This is a genomic window from Nocardia thailandica NBRC 100428 (genome assembly GCF_000308795.1).
Classification (GTDB): Bacteria; Actinomycetota; Actinomycetes; order Mycobacteriales; family Mycobacteriaceae; genus Nocardia; species Nocardia thailandica.
Genome location: NZ_BAGK01000219.1, coordinates 1 through 15,148, shown reverse-complemented (window position 1 = coordinate 15,148; position 15,148 = coordinate 1). Strand labels below are relative to the sequence as shown.

The window sequence follows — 15,148 nt, the reverse complement described above, 5'->3', positions numbered from 1 at the left end:
GGTCGTGGTCGGCGCGGGCACCGGCGGCACCTCGGCCACCATCGGCCGCTACATCCGCTACCGCAGGCACGCCACCAAGCTGGCCGTGGTCGACCCGGAGGGGTCGGCCTTCTACGGCGGCTACGAGCTCGGCGACGCCGGCTTCCAGACCGGGATGCCGTCGCGGATCGAGGGCATCGGCCGCCCCCGCGTCGAGCCGTCCTTCGTCGGCCAGGTGGTCGACCGGATGATCGCGGTGCCCGACGCCGCCTCCATCGCCACCGCGCGGCACGCGAGCGCCGCGCTCGGCCGCCGCGTCGGCGGGTCGACCGGCACCAATCTCTGGGGCGCGTTCGCCCTGGTCGCCGAGATGCTCGCGGCGGGCCGCGCGGGCAGCGTCGTGACGCTGCTCTGCGACGGGGGCGACCGCTACTCCGGCACCTACTTCGACGACTCCTGGGTCGCCGCTCAGGGCATCGACCTCGCGCCCCCGGCGGCGGTCCTCGCCGAGTTCGACGCCACCGGTTCCTGGAACGGCTGATTCACCCCGCTCGTCCTCCGCGGTGCCCGCGCGGCCGCCGTCGTCAATTTTTGTTGACACGCTGCGGTTCGTCAATCAAAATTGACGCATGACCGACGCAACGAACCTCGCCGACTCGGCGGGCGATCCGGACCCCGCGATCGGCCTGCGGGCCGTCCTCGCCCTGCGCAAGCTGGCCGACCGGCTGGAGAACATCCAGGTCGCCAACGCCCGGGCGAAGGGGTGGTCCTGGCAGGCCATCGCCGAGGCGCTCGAGGTCAGCAAGCAGGCGGTCCACCAGAAACACAACCGGAAGGGCGGTACCCGCTGATGTTCGAGAAGTTCAGTTCCGTGGCCAGGGAAGCGGTGGTCGTCGCCCAGGAGGACGCGCGGCAGCTGCGGTCCCCGCGCATCGAGGCCGGACACCTGCTGCTCGGCGTGGTCGACCGCGCCGAACCGCCCGTGCGCGACTTGATGGCCGCCCGCGGTCACACCCCCGAGGCGCTGCGCGAGGCCCTCGCGGACCGGGCCGCCGCCGGACCGCTCGGCACCGACGACGCGGCCGCGCTGCGCTCGGTCGGCATCGACCTGGACGCGGTGCGCGACAGCGTCGCCCGCACCTTCGGACCCGACGCGTGGGACCGGGCCGAGCCGACCCCGCGGCGCGGGTTCCTCGGCCGTGTCAAGGGGATGAACTTCGGGCACATCCCGTTCACCGCCGAAGCCAGGAAGTCGCTCGAGTGCGCGCTGCGCGAGGCGATCGCGCGCAGCGAGAAGGAGATCGGCTCGGCCCACCTGGTGCTCGGCGTGCTGCGGGCCGCCGAACCGGCCACCCTCGGCCTGCTCGGCGGCAAGGACGCCGTGCGGTCGCTGCGCCTCGATCTCTACGACCTGCTCGACCAGGCCGCCTGAGATTCCGCTGCGCGGGCCGGATCCGGGCCTAGCATTGGTTCATGCAGCTATTGATTCGGTTGGTGATCAACGCCGTCGCCATCTGGGCGGCCGCGGCGTGGATCGACAAGATCGATGTCGTCGTGCCCGCCGACTGGGACCAGACGTGGGGCAAGGTCGCGATCCTGCTCATCGTCGCGGCCGTGTTCACCGCCGTCAACGCGGTGATCAAGCCGATCGTGAGTCTCCTGTCGTTGCCGTTCGTCATCCTGACGCTCGGCCTGTTCCTGCTGGTGGTCAACGCCTTCATGCTCTGGCTGACCGCCAAGATCACCGAGCTGACCGACTACGGCCTGCGCGTCGACGGCTTCTGGGCCGCGCTGTGGGGCGGCGTCATCATCTCGCTGGTCAACTGGGTGCTCGGCATCCTGGTGCCCGACGGCGACGACTGATCCCCGCCGGGTCAGGCGGCGAGGCCGACCGCCAGCGCGCTCAGGGCCGACCAGGCCAGCAGGGCCAGGCCCGAGTCGCGCAGCGCCGGAATCAGTTCCAGCCCGCCCTTGCCGCCGCGCACCGGCGCGTTCGCGCGCGCGGCCAGCGGCAGCGCGAGCAGGCCGACGAGGGCGAACGGCGTTCGGATCACCAGCACCAGGGTGATCACGAACGGCGCCAGCAGCAGCACCAGGTGCAGGGTGCGCGTGCGCGCGTCCCCGAGCTTGACGGCCAGGGTGATCTTGCCCGACTCGGTGTCGGTCGGGATGTCGCGCAGGTTGTTGGCCACCAGCACCGCGCTGGAGAACGCGCCGACGCCGCAGGCCAGCAGCAACCCGACCCAGTCGACGCGCTCGGCCTGCACGAACTGGGTGCCCAGCACGGCGATCAGGCCGAAGAACACGAACACCGCGATCTCGCCGAACCCGCTGTAGCCGTAGGGCTTGCTGCCACCGGTGTAGAACCACGCGCCCGCCAGGCACAGCGCGCCGAGCAGGACCAGCCACCACGCCGTCGTCGCGGCGAGGACGAGGCCGGCCACCGCGCCGACGGCCAGGCTGGCCACCGCGGCGTTGCGCACCGCCGTGGCCGAGGCCAGGCGCGAACCGACCAGCCGCAGCGGGCCGACACGCTCGTCGTCGGTGCCGCGGATGCCGTCGGAGTAGTCGTTGGCGAAGTTCACGCCGACGATCAGCGCCAGCGAAACCAGCAGGGCGAGGACCGCTTTCCACCACACCGCCGCGTCCAGCGAGGCGGCGGCGCCGGTGCCCGCCAGAACCGGTGCGATCGCGTTGGGCAGCGTCCGCGGCCGGGCGCCCTCGATCCATTGCGCTGCTGTAGCCATGGCCCGAGCCTAACGGCGCGGTCAGGCCGACGGAGACTCGGCGACCGACTTCAGCCGGGCCAGACCGCGTTCGAAGTCCTTGCCGATCAGGCGGTCCATCGGCAGGACCCGGCCGACCAGCCCGAACAGGCCGCCTCGGGTGCCGGTCATCCGCCACGACACCCGGCTGCCCTGCGGCACCGGGTCGATGGTGAAGGTCACCGAGTTCACCGCGGCGAACGGCTTCTCGAAGCTGAGCCGGATCCCGATCTCGCGGTCGGTCTCGGTGAGGATCTCCATCGAGCCCGCCCCGGCCTTGCGGTTGCCGCGCCAGGTGTAGTGGGCGCCGACCCCCGATTCCGGGCCGGTGTAGGTGCGGGCCAGGTTCGGGTCCGCGTCCTCCCACGGTGACCACGAACGCCAGCGGCGGAAGTCGTCGATCAGGGCGCGCACACGCGCGGGTTCGGCGGCGACGGTGGTCTGCCGCAACACCTCGAAGTCGGCCATGCGCCTCAGCGTAAGGGGGCGGGCCGACGGTTTCCGGTCACGCCGCGCGTCCTGCCCGGGACAACCGGCTCGCCTACGATGGATCCGGCATGTCTGCACACCACCCTCCTGAGCTGAGGCACCCCGATCCCATCCCGGCTGCCGGAGACCCGGCGCACGCTTCGCGGGAGATCGTCGTCGGGCTGCTGGGGGACGTCTCCGTCCGCCGCGACGACCGGCTGGTCCCGGTGCCCGGCGGCCGGGCGAGGGTGCTGCTGGCCGCGCTCGCGGTGCGGCCCGGGGTTGCGCGCAGCGCCCACGCCCTGATCGAGGACATCTGGGGTACCGAGCCGCCCCGCTCGCCGATGAACGCGCTGCACACCCAGGTCTCGCGGCTGCGGGCCTCCCTGCCCGACGGCGCGCTGGAGGCCGGGCCCGCCGGCTACCGCCTGCGCCTGCCCGCCGAGCGGATCGATCTGAGCGCGGCGCGCGGGCTGGCCGCGCGGGCCGGGAGCTGTTACGAGGCGGGCGAATTCGCGGCTGTGCCGCCGCTGGTCCGCGCGGCGCGGGCGCTGTGGCGCGGCGAACCCGGCGCGGACCTGCCCGACACCCCGCTGGCCGCCGAGCTCCGCGACGACGCCGACCACGTCCGCGCCGAGCTGGACCGGATCGAGCTGGCCGCCCTCGTCTGCCTGGGCGACACCGGCCGCGCGCTGCCGCTGGCCAGGGCGGCCGCCGCCGCGGCGCCGTTCGACGAGTCCGCGCACGCCGGCCTCATGCGCCTACTGGCCGCGACGGGCCGGACCCCCGAGGCCCTCGACGTCTTCGCCGCCTACCGCCTGTCCCTCGCCGCCGAACTCGGCACCGATCCCGGGCCCGCGATCACCGCGCTGAACGCGGAGCTGCTGCGCGGTGAGTACACGCCGCCGCCGGGCCGGGGCGTGCGCGACGGCGAGGCGGAATCCGCCCGGCCGGGTGCGGCGGGCCGGCACGGTCCGCCCACCGGGCCGAGTCCGGCGAGCATGCCGGACACCGGCGGCGGGGTCGACCTTCCCTCGGGCGCGCCGGCCTCCGGCGCGGGGCGTTCGACGAACGCGACGAACGCGACGAACACCTCGCCGCCCGACGCGGGCGCCTCGCCGGGCTGGTCCGCGGCGCCGGACGCGGCGGGCGACGACACCGGCGCGGCGGGCGCGGCGCATCTCTGTCTCGGGCTGCGGGCCGCGCCCAACGAACTGCTGGGCCGCGCGGCGGATCTCGCCGAGCTCGAGCGGCTGATCCGGCGGTCGCGGGTCACCACCGTGCTCGGGCCCGGCGGGACCGGCAAGACCCGGGTCGCGCACGAACTCGGGCTGCGGGTGGCCCGGTCCGAGCCGGTCGTCCTGGTCGAGCTTGCCCCCGTGCGGGCCGACGTGACCGACGAGGCCGGCGCCCGCGACGCGGTGGAATCCGCGATCAGCGCCACGATCGGGCTCGGCGAGACCCTGCGAGACCAGGGCATCATCCGCCCGGCGGCGGCCTTCGCCGCGGCGCGGCGGCTGCGCGAGGCCCTGTCGGCGCGGCCCATGCTGCTCATCCTGGACAACTGCGAGCACCTCGTCGACGCCGCCGCCGCGGTGGTCGCCGACCTGCTCGGCAGCTGCGCCCAGCTCACCGTGGTCACCACCAGCCGGGCGCCGCTGGCCATCACCGCCGAGACCGTCTACCCCCTCGCGCCGCTGCGCATCGACGCCGCGGGCTCCCCGGCCACCGCGCTGTTCCGGGCCCGTGCGCGCGCGGTCCGGCCGGACGTGCGCCTCGACCCGGACACCGTCGCCCGCCTGTGCCGCACCCTCGACGGCCTGCCGCTGGCCATCGAGCTGGCCGCCGCGCGGGTGCGCACCATGAGCGTGGCCGACATCGAGTCCCGCCTCGAGCACCGGTTCGCGTTGCTGCGCAGCGGGGACCGTTCCGCGCCCGCCCGGCACCGCACCCTGCACGCGGTCATCGACTGGAGCTGGAACCTGCTCGACCCCGACCAGCAGGTCACGCTGCGCAGGCTGTGCCGATTCCCGGGCGGCTTCACCCTCGCCGCCGCCGAGGCCGTCGCGCACGGCCCCCAGGTCGTCGACGTGGCGGCGGCCATCGAGGGCCTGGTCGGTCAGTCGCTGCTGACCGTCCTCGACGACACCGAGCACGGCATCCGCTACCGGATGCTGGAGACGGTGCGCGAGTTCGGCGAGGAACACCTGGTCGCGGTGGAGGGCGAAGCGGCGCTGGTCGAGGACCGGATGGCGCGCTGGGCCAGGGACTTCGCCCTGGCCTCCGTGCTGCGCTATCGCGAGGGCGACCAGGTGGGCGCGGTGCTGGCGGTCGGCACGGAGGCCGACAACCTCGTCGCGGTGCTGCGCGCCGCGGTCGACCGCGCCGACGCGACGACCTTCTACACGGTGTTCCCGGTGGTCTCGCTGGTGTGGATCATGCGTGGCGCGCACCGGGAGTTCTCGGGCTGGGCGGTGCGCGCGGTCGCGCTGGCGCCGTCCCCGGCGCGCGGCGGCCTCGACGCGGACCTGCAGATGTTCGCGCTGCTGATGATGTTCCTGCACCTGGCCTACCTCAGCGACAACCATCGCGCGCTGGCCGCCGTCCGGATCCGCGGCCGCGCCCTGCTGCGCACCGGAATCCCCGGGCCCGCGCTGGGATTGCTCGCCGAACTGGTCTTCGTGCGGGTGTCGAGCGTGCGCCGGGGCAGGCTGCTGGCCGAGGGCACGCGGCATCCCGACCCCGAGGTGCGGGTCGCGGCGCTGTTCGCCCGGGCGAACGTGTGGGAGAACGCGGGCAACGTGCACGGCTCCACCCGCGACGCCCAGCACGCCCTGAGACTGCTGGCGGGCACCGACGTCTGGGGTACCTCGATGGTGTGCCAGCACCTGGCGCAGCTGGACGGGCAGAGCGGCCGCTACCGCGCCTCGGCCGCCTACTACCGCCGTGCCCTGGAGAACATGGAACAGCTGCGCATCCACGAGGAGATCATGGAGAGCCGCTGCTTCCTCGCGGTGGCTCTGATCGGCGCGGGCGACGTCGCGGGCGCGCGCGCCGAACTCGGGTTCGTCCTCGAGCCCGCCTCGCCCGGACCGCTGGCGGGCCGACCCCTCGACGACCCGCTGGTGCGGCGCAACCACCGCCTGGCCACGGTGGCGGGCGCGGTCGCGGAACTGCTGCTGGCCGAGGGCGAGACGGGCGCCGGCCTGCGCTACTACCGGCGCGCGCTCGAGCTGCTCGGCTGGCCGACGGCCGAACTCGTGCCAGGGCCCGGCGGCCTGATGACCGCCTCGGCCGCCATCGGCGCGCACGTCCTGCACGACCGGGCGGGCGAGGTCGGCGACCTGGTGAACCAGGTGGCGCTCGGCGCGGGCGAGCGGCTGGTCGTGCTCTACGACCTGCCGCAGGTCGGGGCGGTCGCGTGCGGCGTCGGGTCCTGGCTGCTCGACCGCGACCCGGCCGACGCCGTCGGCCTCGAACTGCTCGCGCTGGCCGCGAGTTCGGTCGCCCGCCAGGACTTCCCGTCGATGGAGCTGGCCCGCCACCACGCCCGGCACCGGCGCCGCGTCGGCGCGGACCGGTTCGACGACGCGGTCCGCGCGGCAGGCGGCACGGGCAGGCATCGCGCCGCCCGGCGCATCCTGGACCTGCTGGAGACCCATCTCGCCCGGACGTGACGACGGCGGCGCCGGGGACCGTGCCCCGGCGCCGCCGTCCGCGTGTCTCACGCGCGGCGCATGTAGGCCCGCACGGTGAGCGGCGCGAAGATCACGATCACCGCGACCGCGCCGAGCAGCGAGAAGATCAGGCTGCTGCCGTAGTGGTTGTTGTTCATCAGATCCCGGCAGGCCTCGACCATGTAGTAGACCGGGTTGGCGTGGTTGATCGCCTGCATCCAGCCCGGCATGGTGCTCACCGGGGCGAAGGCGCCGGACATGAAGGTCAGCGGGAACATCACCATCATCGAGATGCCCTGCACGGACGCGGCGCTCTTGCCGGTGACGCCGACCAGCGCCCAGATCCAGCTGATCGCGAACGAGCAGATCACGACCATGAGGCAGGCGGCGACGACGCCGGCGACCCCGCCGTGCGGCCGGTAGCCGAGGATCAGGCCGACCACGAGCGTCAGCACCGAGGCCAGCCCGTAGCGGACCATATCGGCCAGCAGCGCGCCCGCCAGGGCCGAGACGCGGGCGATGGGCAGGGACTTGAAGCGGTCGAAGACGCCCTTGTCCATGTCCTCGCGCAGCTGGGTGCCGGTCACCACGGAGGTGAGCACGACGGTCTGCACGAGGATGCCGGGGATCAGGACCGGCAGGTAGCCCGAGACGCTGCCGGAGATCGCGCCGCCGAAGATGTAGGTGAACAGCGCGGTGAACAGGATCGGCTGGACGGTGACGTCGAAGAGCTGTTCGGGATTGTGCTTGATCTTGAGCAGGCCGCGGTAGGCCATGGTGAACGAGTTGGCGACGGTGTCGCGCAGGCCGACCCGGTCGGAGACGTCGTCGGTGTCGAGGGTCGCCGGGCCCGCGGGCGCGGTGGCGGTGAGGGTGGTCATGCGGCGCTCCTGGCGTCGGTGTCGGAATCGGTGTCGTCGTCGGCCGGGTGACCGGTGATGGTGAGGAACACCTCGTCGAGGGTGGGCTTGCTGACGGTGATCTCCTCGACCCCGATCTCCCACTCGCGCAGGCGGATCAGCAGGTCGGCGGTGAGGTTCGCGTCGGCGAGCGGGGCGGTGAGCCGGCCCGCCTCGGGGGTGATCGCCGCCTCGGCGCCCAGGAAATCGGTGACGATGCGGCGGGCCTCGTCGAGCTGGGCGTTGTCGGCCAGGGTCAGGTGCAGCGAGGATCCGCCGACCGAGGACTTGAGTTCGTCGGCGGTGCCGTCGGCGATGACACGGCCGTGGTCGATGACCGCGATCCGGTCGGCCAGCTGGTCGGCCTCGTCGAGGTACTGGGTGGTCAGCAGGACGGTCGCGCCCTCGCGCACCAGCCGGCGGATGGTCTCCCACATCTGGGCGCGGGTGCGCGGGTCGAGGCCGGTGGTCGGCTCGTCGAGGAACAGCAGCGGCGGGGTCGCGATGAGGCTGGCCGCCAGGTCGAGCCTGCGGCGCATGCCGCCGGAGAAGTTCTTCAGCGGCTTGTCCGCGGCCTCGGTGAGCGCGAACTCCTCGAGCAGGTCGACCGCGCGGCGGCGGGCGTCGGCGCGGGAGAGGCCGAGCAGGCGGGAGAAGATGATCAGGTTCTCGGTGGCCGAGAGGTCCTCGTCGACCGAGGCGTACTGGCCGGTGACCCCGACCAGCGAGCGCACCGCGTTGGGCCGGGCCACGACGTCGTGGCCGAAGATCCGGGCGCTGCCGCCGTCGGGCCGCAGCAGGGTCGCCAGCATCTTGATCGTGGTGGTCTTGCCCGCGCCGTTGGGGCCGAGGACACCGTAGACGGTGCCGCGGGGCACCGCGAGGCTCACGCCGTCGACGGCACGCTGCCCGCCGAACACCTTCACCAGGTTGTCCGCCTCGACCGCGAGCGGGGCAGTGGTTGTGTAAGTCATGCCGGCAACGGTGCCGGGCGCGGCTTGCACGGCTCTTGCGCGACGGTGTCGCCGCCGCGCAAGAGCTAGCGGGTGGTGCCCGTCAGCAGGTGCTGCCGCAGCCGGACGCGGTCGGGTTTGCCGGGTCCGCGCAGCGGGATCTCCTCGATCAGCGCCAGCTCACGCGGCGCGGCGATGGAGTCCAGCTCGGCGACGACGTGCGCGCGCAGTTCGTCCAGGGTCGGCGTCGCGCCCGCGGCGGGGACGACGACCACCGCGACCCGCTGACCGAGGCGCTCGTCGGGCAGCCCGAGCACCACGCACTCCCGGATCCCCGGATGACCGGCCAGCACGGCCTCGACGACCTGCGGGATGACCAGCAGTCCGCCGGTCATGATGGCCTCGTCGAGGCGGCCGCTGATGGTCAGCACGCCGTCGGTGAAGGTGCCCGCGTCCTCGGTGCGGAACCAGCCCGGTTCGGCGAAGGCGGGGTGGTCGGGCATGTTGCGGTAGCCGCGCGCGATCATCGCGCCGCCGAGCAGCACCCGGCCGTCCTCGATGCGGATCTGCGCGCCGTCGAGCGGAACGCCCTCGTAGACGCAGCCGCCGCAGGTCTCGCTCATGCCGTAGGTGCGCACGACGTTGATCCCGGCCTCGCGGGCGCGGTCGTAGATGGGCAGCGGGGTCGCCGCGCCGCCGACGAGCACCGCGTCCAGCTCGGCCAGCGCCTCGGCCGCCACGGGCGACTCCAGGGCCTTGATCAGCTGGGTCGGCACCAGCGCGGTGTAGCGGCGCGGGCCGTTCATGGCGGCGACCGCGCCCGCCAGCGCCTCGGGCAGGAATCCGCCGGAGACGTCGAGCACGGTCGGCTCGGTGCCCGCGAGGATGCTGCGCAGCAGCACCTGGATGCCCGCGATGTGGTGGGTGGGCAGGGCGAGCAGCCAGCTGCCCGGACCGCCGAGCCGGTCGTGGGTGGCGGTGCCGCTGGCGCGCAGGGCCGCGGCGCCGAGCAGCGCGCCCTTGGGCACGCCGGTGGTGCCGGAGGTGGTCACCACGAGGGCGACGTCGTCCTCGATGGGTTCGCCGGGCTCGAGGGCGTCGCTGAGCCTGCGGGCCTCGCGGCGGTCGGTGGTCGGGATGGGCAGCCAGGCCGGCCCCTCGCCGTCGAGCGCCTGGCGCAGGTGCGGCAGCACCTCGCCGACACTCGACCCGGTCGGCATCTGCAAGGTCCGTAGCCGCTTGCTCACGACACCACCTCCGATAACAGTGCGCAACGGTCGCCAGCGGGCCCGCGACGGTCGATCAGCTTGCTGCGCTCCCTCACGGGTTCGATCGTGTCATGTGTCGGAACAAACCCGGCCAACGGGTCGGTTCGGCGGGCGGAACCCGGTAAAAGCCATGCATCAGGACTGCGATTCACTCGAAACGAAAGACCGGACCAACACGGCGATCGTCGCGGGCCCGGCGCTGCGCCTCGCTCGTCGCTCGTCACCTATCGTGCTCGGCACGCGCGGGGTCGGCAACTCGATCCCGGCGCGGGTCGGGCCCCGCCGAAGCGGTTCGGCGCCAACGCGACCCGCGCCGGTCGCGACTCAGTAGTACCAGGGGTAGGGCGCCCAATCGGGGGCGCGCTTCTCCAGGAACGCGTCGCGGCCCTCCACGGCCTCGTCGGTCATGTAGGCCAGGCGCGTGGCCTCGCCCGCGAACAGCTGCTGACCGACGAGCCCGTCGTCGAGCAGATTGAACGCGTACTTGAGCATGCGCTGGGCCTGCGGGGACTTGCCGTTGATGTCGGCGGTCCACTCGAGGGCCTCGTCCTCGAGCCGGTCGTGGTCGACGACCTTGTTCACCGCACCCATCCCATGCATCTCCTCGGCGGTGTAGGGCCTGCCGAGGAAGAAGATCTCGCGGGCGAACTTCTGGCCGACCATCTTCGCCAGATAGGCGCTGCCGTAACCGCCGTCGAACGAGCCGACGTCGGCGTCGGTCTGCTTGAACCGGGCGTGCTCGCGGCTGGCCAGGGTCAGGTCGCACACCACGTGCAGGCTGTGCCCGCCACCGGCCGCCCAGCCGTTCACCAGCGCGATGACCACCTTGGGCATGAACCGGATGAGCCGCTGCACCTCGAGAATGTGCAGGCGCCCGGCCCGGGCCGGGTCGACCGTCTCGGCGGTCTCGCCACTGGCGTACTGGTATCCGCTGCGTCCGCGGATGCGCTGGTCGCCGCCGGAGCAGAACGCCCAGCCGCCGTCCTTGGGGCTCGGGCCGTTGCCGGTCAGCAGGACCGCGCCGACGTCGGAGGTCATCCGCGCGTGATCGAGCGCGCGGTACAGCTCGTCGACCGTGTGCGGGCGGAACGCGTTGCGCACCTCCGGCCGGTCGAACGCCACACGGACCGTGCCCTGTTCGATATGCCGGTGATAGGTGATGTCGGTCAGGTCCTCGAACCCAGGTACCGGCTGCCACAGCTTCGGATTGAACGTCACGCACCGATGTTATGCCGTACGGGAATGCGCACCGACAGAACATTGACGCCGCGGCGATCGAGGTAGTCGAATGTCCATGAACCGCAGGTAGGGCGGTCGCCGGGACTCCCGGCCGGGCGGTGCGTATAGTTGCAGCCGCTCGTTCAACGAACCGAATCCGGAGGAACCTGAAAGTGGTTGCAGCACTGTCTGAATCCCTGCTCGATGACGCCAAGCGCCCGGCATTCCTTGCCGACGCGGTCGAGGTTCTGGATGCCGAGGTCTCGGACAAAGGCGGTGCGTCCGGCCTGGCGGTGAAGGGTGGCTACGCCGCCGTCAAGAAGATCAGCCCGACCATCGTGCCCGACGCGCTGGAGTCGCTGGCCCCCAAGCTGCTCGAGCAGCTGGAGCCGTTCTGGGCGGAGTACACCGCCAGCGGCGCGGGCACCTTCGCCGACCTGCTGACCGGCAAGTCCGACGAGGTGGCCGAGGCTCTGCTGGCCGTCACCGACGCGCGGGCCGAGGCGTCCACCCGTCCCGCGCTGAAGAAGGTGTACTCCTCGATGCGCGGCTCGGCCAAGAAGCACGTCATCGAGGCGCTGCCGCGTCTGGGCGACCTGGTGCAGAAGCACGCGGGCTGACCCTCGGCGCCTGATTCGGGCGGCACACCCACCGGGTGTGCCGCCCTTTCTTTTTCGGTGGTAAATAGCTGATCAATTGCCATTATGCGAATCGGTCTATGTGATCGGGAACATAATGGTCTGTAACCTCGATTGAACGGGCCGTTTTCACACTGTTCACGGTGATCATCGGCACAAACGAAACGGGTGGATTTATCGAATTTCTTTTCCTAACGTTGCCGGTGCGCCGAGACGGCGTGACGTGCCACAGCCGTGAAAGGAAGCTCCACACATGTTCTCTCGCAAGACCCTCGCCGCCGCCGGTGTCGCCACGGCCGCCGCCGCCCTGCTCCTCGGCCCCGCCGCCGTCGCCTCGGCCGAGTCCACCGGCTCGGCCGACGCCCTGACCGGCTCGGCGGAGCTGTCGCTGGGTTCGGCCGACGTGCTCAGCGGCTCGGCCGCCGGCTCCAGCACCCTGGACTCGGGCAGCTCCGCGCTCGACGGCGGCACCTCGGCCGTGGTCAACATCATCGAGGCCATCACCGGCATCAAGGACCTGACCGCGCCCGCGTCCTGACGCGCTACCGGTGAATCCGGTGGAATGCCACGGCATTCCACCGGATTTCTCTTTCCGGGAGAGTTCCGTCCGGACGGCACGATATTGCGGTTTGTTTGCGGTATTCGTACGAAAAAGGTGTTCCGTCCGGGTCGGCGTGGGCGGGGCGGCGCGCGGCACGTGCCGGGCGTGGCGGAAGTAACGAGGGTCTGGGGGAGACCGGGCGGTCGGCGTCTGACAGTCTGGGAGTTGTGAATCCGTCAACAGCGCAGGCGCGTGTGGTCGTCGACGAACTCGTCCGCGGGGGCGTGCGGGAGGTCGTGCTGTGCCCGGGCTCGCGCAACGCGCCGCTGGCCTTCGCGCTGCAGGCCGCCGACGCCGCGGGCGCGCTGCGGTTGCACATGCGGATCGACGAACGCACCGCCGGTTTCCTCGCCGTCGGGCTCGCGGTCTCCTCGGGCAGGCCCGTGCCGGTCGTGATGACCTCCGGGACCGCCGTGGCCAACCTCGGCCCCGCGGTGCTCGAGGCGAACTACGCCCGGGTGCCCCTCATCGTCATCAGCGCCAACCGGCCCTACGAGATGCTCGGCACCGGCGCCAACCAGACCGTCGAGCAGCTCGGCCTGTTCGGCAGCCAGGTCCGCGCGACGGTCGGGCTCGGCCTGGCCGAGGCCGAGGCGGGGGAGACGCCGTACCAGCGGCAGAACAGCGTGTGGCGCTCGACGGTGTGCCGGGTCCTGGCCGCGGCGCGCGGCACCCGCTCCGGCAACGCGGGGCCCGTCCAGTTCGACATCCCCCTGCGCGAGCCCCTCGTCCCGGAGCTGAAGGCCGATCCGCCCCCGCCCGGCCGCCCGGCCGGCGAACCGTGGACGGCCACCCAGTACGCGACCCTCGACGTCCCCCTCGACATCGACCTCACCCCGGACACCGTGGTGATCTCCGGCCACGGCGCGGGCCTGCGCCCCGAGCTCTCCGCACTGCCCACGGTCGCCGAGCCCACCGCCCCGATGCACGGCCCCGCGCTGCACCCGCTCGCGCTGCCGCTGCTGCGCCCGAAGCAGGCCATCATCACCGGGCGGCCCACCCTGCACCGGCAGGTGTCGAAGGTGCTGGCCGACCCGCACGTCACGGTGTACGCGCTGACCACCGGCCCGCGCTGGCCCGACGTGTCCGGCAACGTCGTCGGCACCGGCACCCGCGCCGTCACCTCCGGCGCGCCGCGCGAGGCGTGGCTCCAGCGCTGCGCCGAGCTGAACCGGCAGGCCGAGGCGGTCATCCGGGCCGAACTCGGCGCCCATCCCAAGCCGACCGGCCTGCACGTGGCGGCCGTGGTCATGGACGCGCTGCGCGAGGGCGACCAGCTGCTGCTCGGCGCCTCCAACCCGGTGCGCGACGCGGCGCTGGTCTCGCATCCGCGTCCCGGCATCCGGGTGCTGTCCAACCGCGGCGTCGCCGGGATCGACGGCACCGTCTCCGGCGCGGTCGGCGCCGCCCTTGCCCACCCCGGCCGGACCGTGGCCCTCATGGGCGACCTGACCTTCCTGCACGACGCCTCCGGCCTGCTCATCGGCCGCGGCGAACCGCGACCGGAGAACCTGACCGTCGTGGTCGCCAACGACGACGGCGGCGGCATCTTCGAACTGCTCGAGCAGGGCGACCCGCAGTACGCGGGCGTGTTCGAGCGGGTCTTCGGCACGCCGCACGGCATGGACCTGGCCGCCCTGTGCGCGGCCTACCGCATCCCGCACCGTCAGGTCGGGCTGGCCGACCTGACCGCCGAGCTCGCGGGCGACGCGCACGGCCTGCGGGTGCTCGAGGTGGTCACCGAGCGGTCCGGGCTGCGCGAGCTGCACGCCGCCGTGCGGGCGAAGATCGGGCCGTAGCGGCCCGGCTCAGGCCGAGGTGCTGTAGTCGTCGCGGTCGTCGAGCGGGACCTCGCGGTGCTGCTCGGCCACGTCGGCGGGATCGGCCGACCACTCGTCGCGGCTGACCGCCTCGGCCAGGGCGGCATCGCCGGTGGGACCCGCGTCGCCGAAGGCCGGGTCGTCGGGATCGGCGTCCTGATAGACCGATTGGGCCTGCTCGGCGGCGTCGGCGTCGGGGACGGCGTCCAGGGGCTGCGCGGCCGCGGGGTCGGTCATGGGCGGTGCTCCTCTCGGCGGTGTGCGTCGATTCGTTCCGTCCTTCCGAGCTTGCGCCCCCGGCGGCGGATCGGCAAGGGCGCGCACCGGGTTGCGCGCCGCCGAGTGCCCGATACGGTGGGAACATGCCGAGCAATCTGATGCTGAAGGCCATGAACACCGCGCACCGTGCCCTGCTCGCCGTCACCGGCGGCAGGCTCGGCGACAGCTTCTTCGGCATGCCGAGCGTCGAGCTCACGACGACCGGGCGCAAGTCCGGGGAGCGGCGGTCGGTCATGCTGACGGCACCCATCATCGAGAACGACACCGTCGTGGTGGTCGCCTCGCGCGGCGGCGACCCGATCCATCCGGCCTGGTACCTCAATCTCCGCGACGATCCGCGGGTCTGGCTGGCCCGTCCCGGCGAGCCCGCCCGCGAGATGACCGCGCGCACCGCGACGCCCGAGGAGCGCGCCGAACTCTGGCCGCGGGTCGTCGCGGCCTATCGCGGGTACGGCGACTACCAGAAGCGCACCGACCGCGAGATCCCGCTCGTCCTGCTGACCCCACGGGAGGGCACGGAGAAGCAGGCGCCCTGAGACGCGGGTCGCCGCGGGGCCGATGAATTCCGCGCCCGGCCGTCGTC

16 protein-coding genes are annotated in these 15,148 nt (G+C 72.8%); 9 read left to right on the top strand and 7 right to left on the bottom strand.

The features are described 5' to 3' along the window. The 4 genes from ON36_RS25145 to ON36_RS25130 all read left to right on the top strand — a co-directional run. Positions 1–520 (top strand): pyridoxal-phosphate dependent enzyme (locus tag ON36_RS25145; RefSeq protein ID WP_043658511.1); only part of this gene is annotated, 520 nt, incomplete at its 5' end. An 88-nt stretch (positions 521–608) separates the two neighbouring features. Then, a complete protein-coding gene (locus ON36_RS25140) occupies positions 609–830 on the top strand; it encodes a hypothetical protein (RefSeq protein ID WP_043658505.1) in 222 nt (73 codons plus the stop codon). Then, positions 830–1,411: a Clp protease N-terminal domain-containing protein gene (locus ON36_RS25135; RefSeq protein ID WP_043658504.1), complete on the top strand. Its 582-nt coding sequence runs from the start codon at positions 830–832 to the stop codon at positions 1,409–1,411. Before ON36_RS25140 ends, ON36_RS25135 begins: the two co-directional genes overlap by 1 nt. Positions 1,412–1,452: 41 nt before the next feature. After that, positions 1,453–1,842: a phage holin family protein gene (locus ON36_RS25130; RefSeq protein ID WP_043658503.1), complete on the top strand. Its 390-nt coding sequence runs from the start codon at positions 1,453–1,455 to the stop codon at positions 1,840–1,842. An 11-nt stretch (positions 1,843–1,853) separates the two neighbouring features. On the opposite strand, the gene ON36_RS25125 is transcribed toward ON36_RS25130, so the two are convergent. Further along, positions 1,854–2,726, bottom strand: coding sequence for a 1,4-dihydroxy-2-naphthoate polyprenyltransferase (locus tag ON36_RS25125; RefSeq protein WP_043658498.1), 873 nt, complete (start codon positions 2,724–2,726; stop codon positions 1,854–1,856). 21 nt (positions 2,727–2,747) lie between these two features. Further along, entirely contained in the window at positions 2,748–3,212 is a 465-nt protein-coding gene (locus ON36_RS25120; RefSeq protein WP_043658496.1) for an SRPBCC family protein, read from the bottom strand. Positions 3,213–3,301: 89 nt separating this feature from the next. On the opposite strand from ON36_RS25120, the gene ON36_RS25115 reads away from it, so the two are divergent. Continuing rightward, positions 3,302–6,889 (top strand): AfsR/SARP family transcriptional regulator, encoded by a 3,588-nt coding sequence (locus ON36_RS25115; protein WP_052314330.1) that lies wholly within the window; start codon positions 3,302–3,304, stop codon positions 6,887–6,889. Positions 6,890–6,936: 47 nt separating this feature from the next. Here ON36_RS25115 and ON36_RS25110 read toward each other — a convergent pair whose 3' ends face one another. The 4 genes from ON36_RS25110 to ON36_RS25095 form a co-directional block, all read right to left on the bottom strand. Next, a complete protein-coding gene (locus tag ON36_RS25110) occupies positions 6,937–7,770 on the bottom strand; it encodes an ABC transporter permease (RefSeq protein ID WP_043658494.1) in 834 nt (277 codons plus the stop codon). After that, complete coding sequence (locus ON36_RS25105; RefSeq protein ID WP_043658493.1) at positions 7,767–8,762, bottom strand: daunorubicin resistance protein DrrA family ABC transporter ATP-binding protein; 996 nt, start codon at positions 8,760–8,762, stop codon at positions 7,767–7,769. Before ON36_RS25105 ends, ON36_RS25110 begins: the two co-directional genes overlap by 4 nt. Positions 8,763–8,827: 65 nt before the next feature. Continuing rightward, a complete protein-coding gene (gene menE / locus ON36_RS25100; protein WP_043658507.1) occupies positions 8,828–9,961 on the bottom strand; it encodes an o-succinylbenzoate--CoA ligase in 1,134 nt (377 codons plus the stop codon). Positions 9,962–10,333: 372 nt separating this feature from the next. Beyond that, positions 10,334–11,227: a 1,4-dihydroxy-2-naphthoyl-CoA synthase gene (locus ON36_RS25095; RefSeq protein ID WP_043658492.1), complete on the bottom strand. Its 894-nt coding sequence runs from the start codon at positions 11,225–11,227 to the stop codon at positions 10,334–10,336. A gap of 173 nt (positions 11,228–11,400) precedes the next feature. Between ON36_RS25095 and ON36_RS25090 the strand changes: the two genes are divergently transcribed. The 3 genes from ON36_RS25090 (at position 11,401) to menD (ending at position 14,265) form a co-directional block, all read left to right on the top strand. After that, positions 11,401–11,847, top strand: a complete 447-nt coding sequence (locus ON36_RS25090) for a DUF6918 family protein (protein WP_043658491.1) — start codon at positions 11,401–11,403, stop codon at positions 11,845–11,847. Positions 11,848–12,118: 271 nt separating this feature from the next. Beyond that, positions 12,119–12,403 (top strand): hypothetical protein, encoded by a 285-nt coding sequence (locus ON36_RS25085; protein WP_043658489.1) that lies wholly within the window; start codon positions 12,119–12,121, stop codon positions 12,401–12,403. A 230-nt stretch (positions 12,404–12,633) separates the two neighbouring features. Then, positions 12,634–14,265, top strand: coding sequence for a 2-succinyl-5-enolpyruvyl-6-hydroxy-3-cyclohexene-1-carboxylic-acid synthase (menD, locus tag ON36_RS25080; RefSeq protein WP_043658487.1), 1,632 nt, complete (start codon positions 12,634–12,636; stop codon positions 14,263–14,265). 9 nt (positions 14,266–14,274) lie between these two features. Here menD and ON36_RS25075 read toward each other — a convergent pair whose 3' ends face one another. Next, on the bottom strand, positions 14,275–14,523 hold the full coding sequence (locus tag ON36_RS25075; protein ID WP_043658485.1) for an Rv3202a family protein: 249 nt from the start codon (positions 14,521–14,523) through the stop codon (positions 14,275–14,277). A gap of 125 nt (positions 14,524–14,648) precedes the next feature. Between ON36_RS25075 and ON36_RS25070 the strand changes: the two genes are divergently transcribed. Continuing rightward, positions 14,649–15,101: a nitroreductase/quinone reductase family protein gene (locus tag ON36_RS25070; RefSeq protein ID WP_043658484.1), complete on the top strand. Its 453-nt coding sequence runs from the start codon at positions 14,649–14,651 to the stop codon at positions 15,099–15,101. The last annotated feature ends 47 nt before the right edge of the window (positions 15,102–15,148 follow it).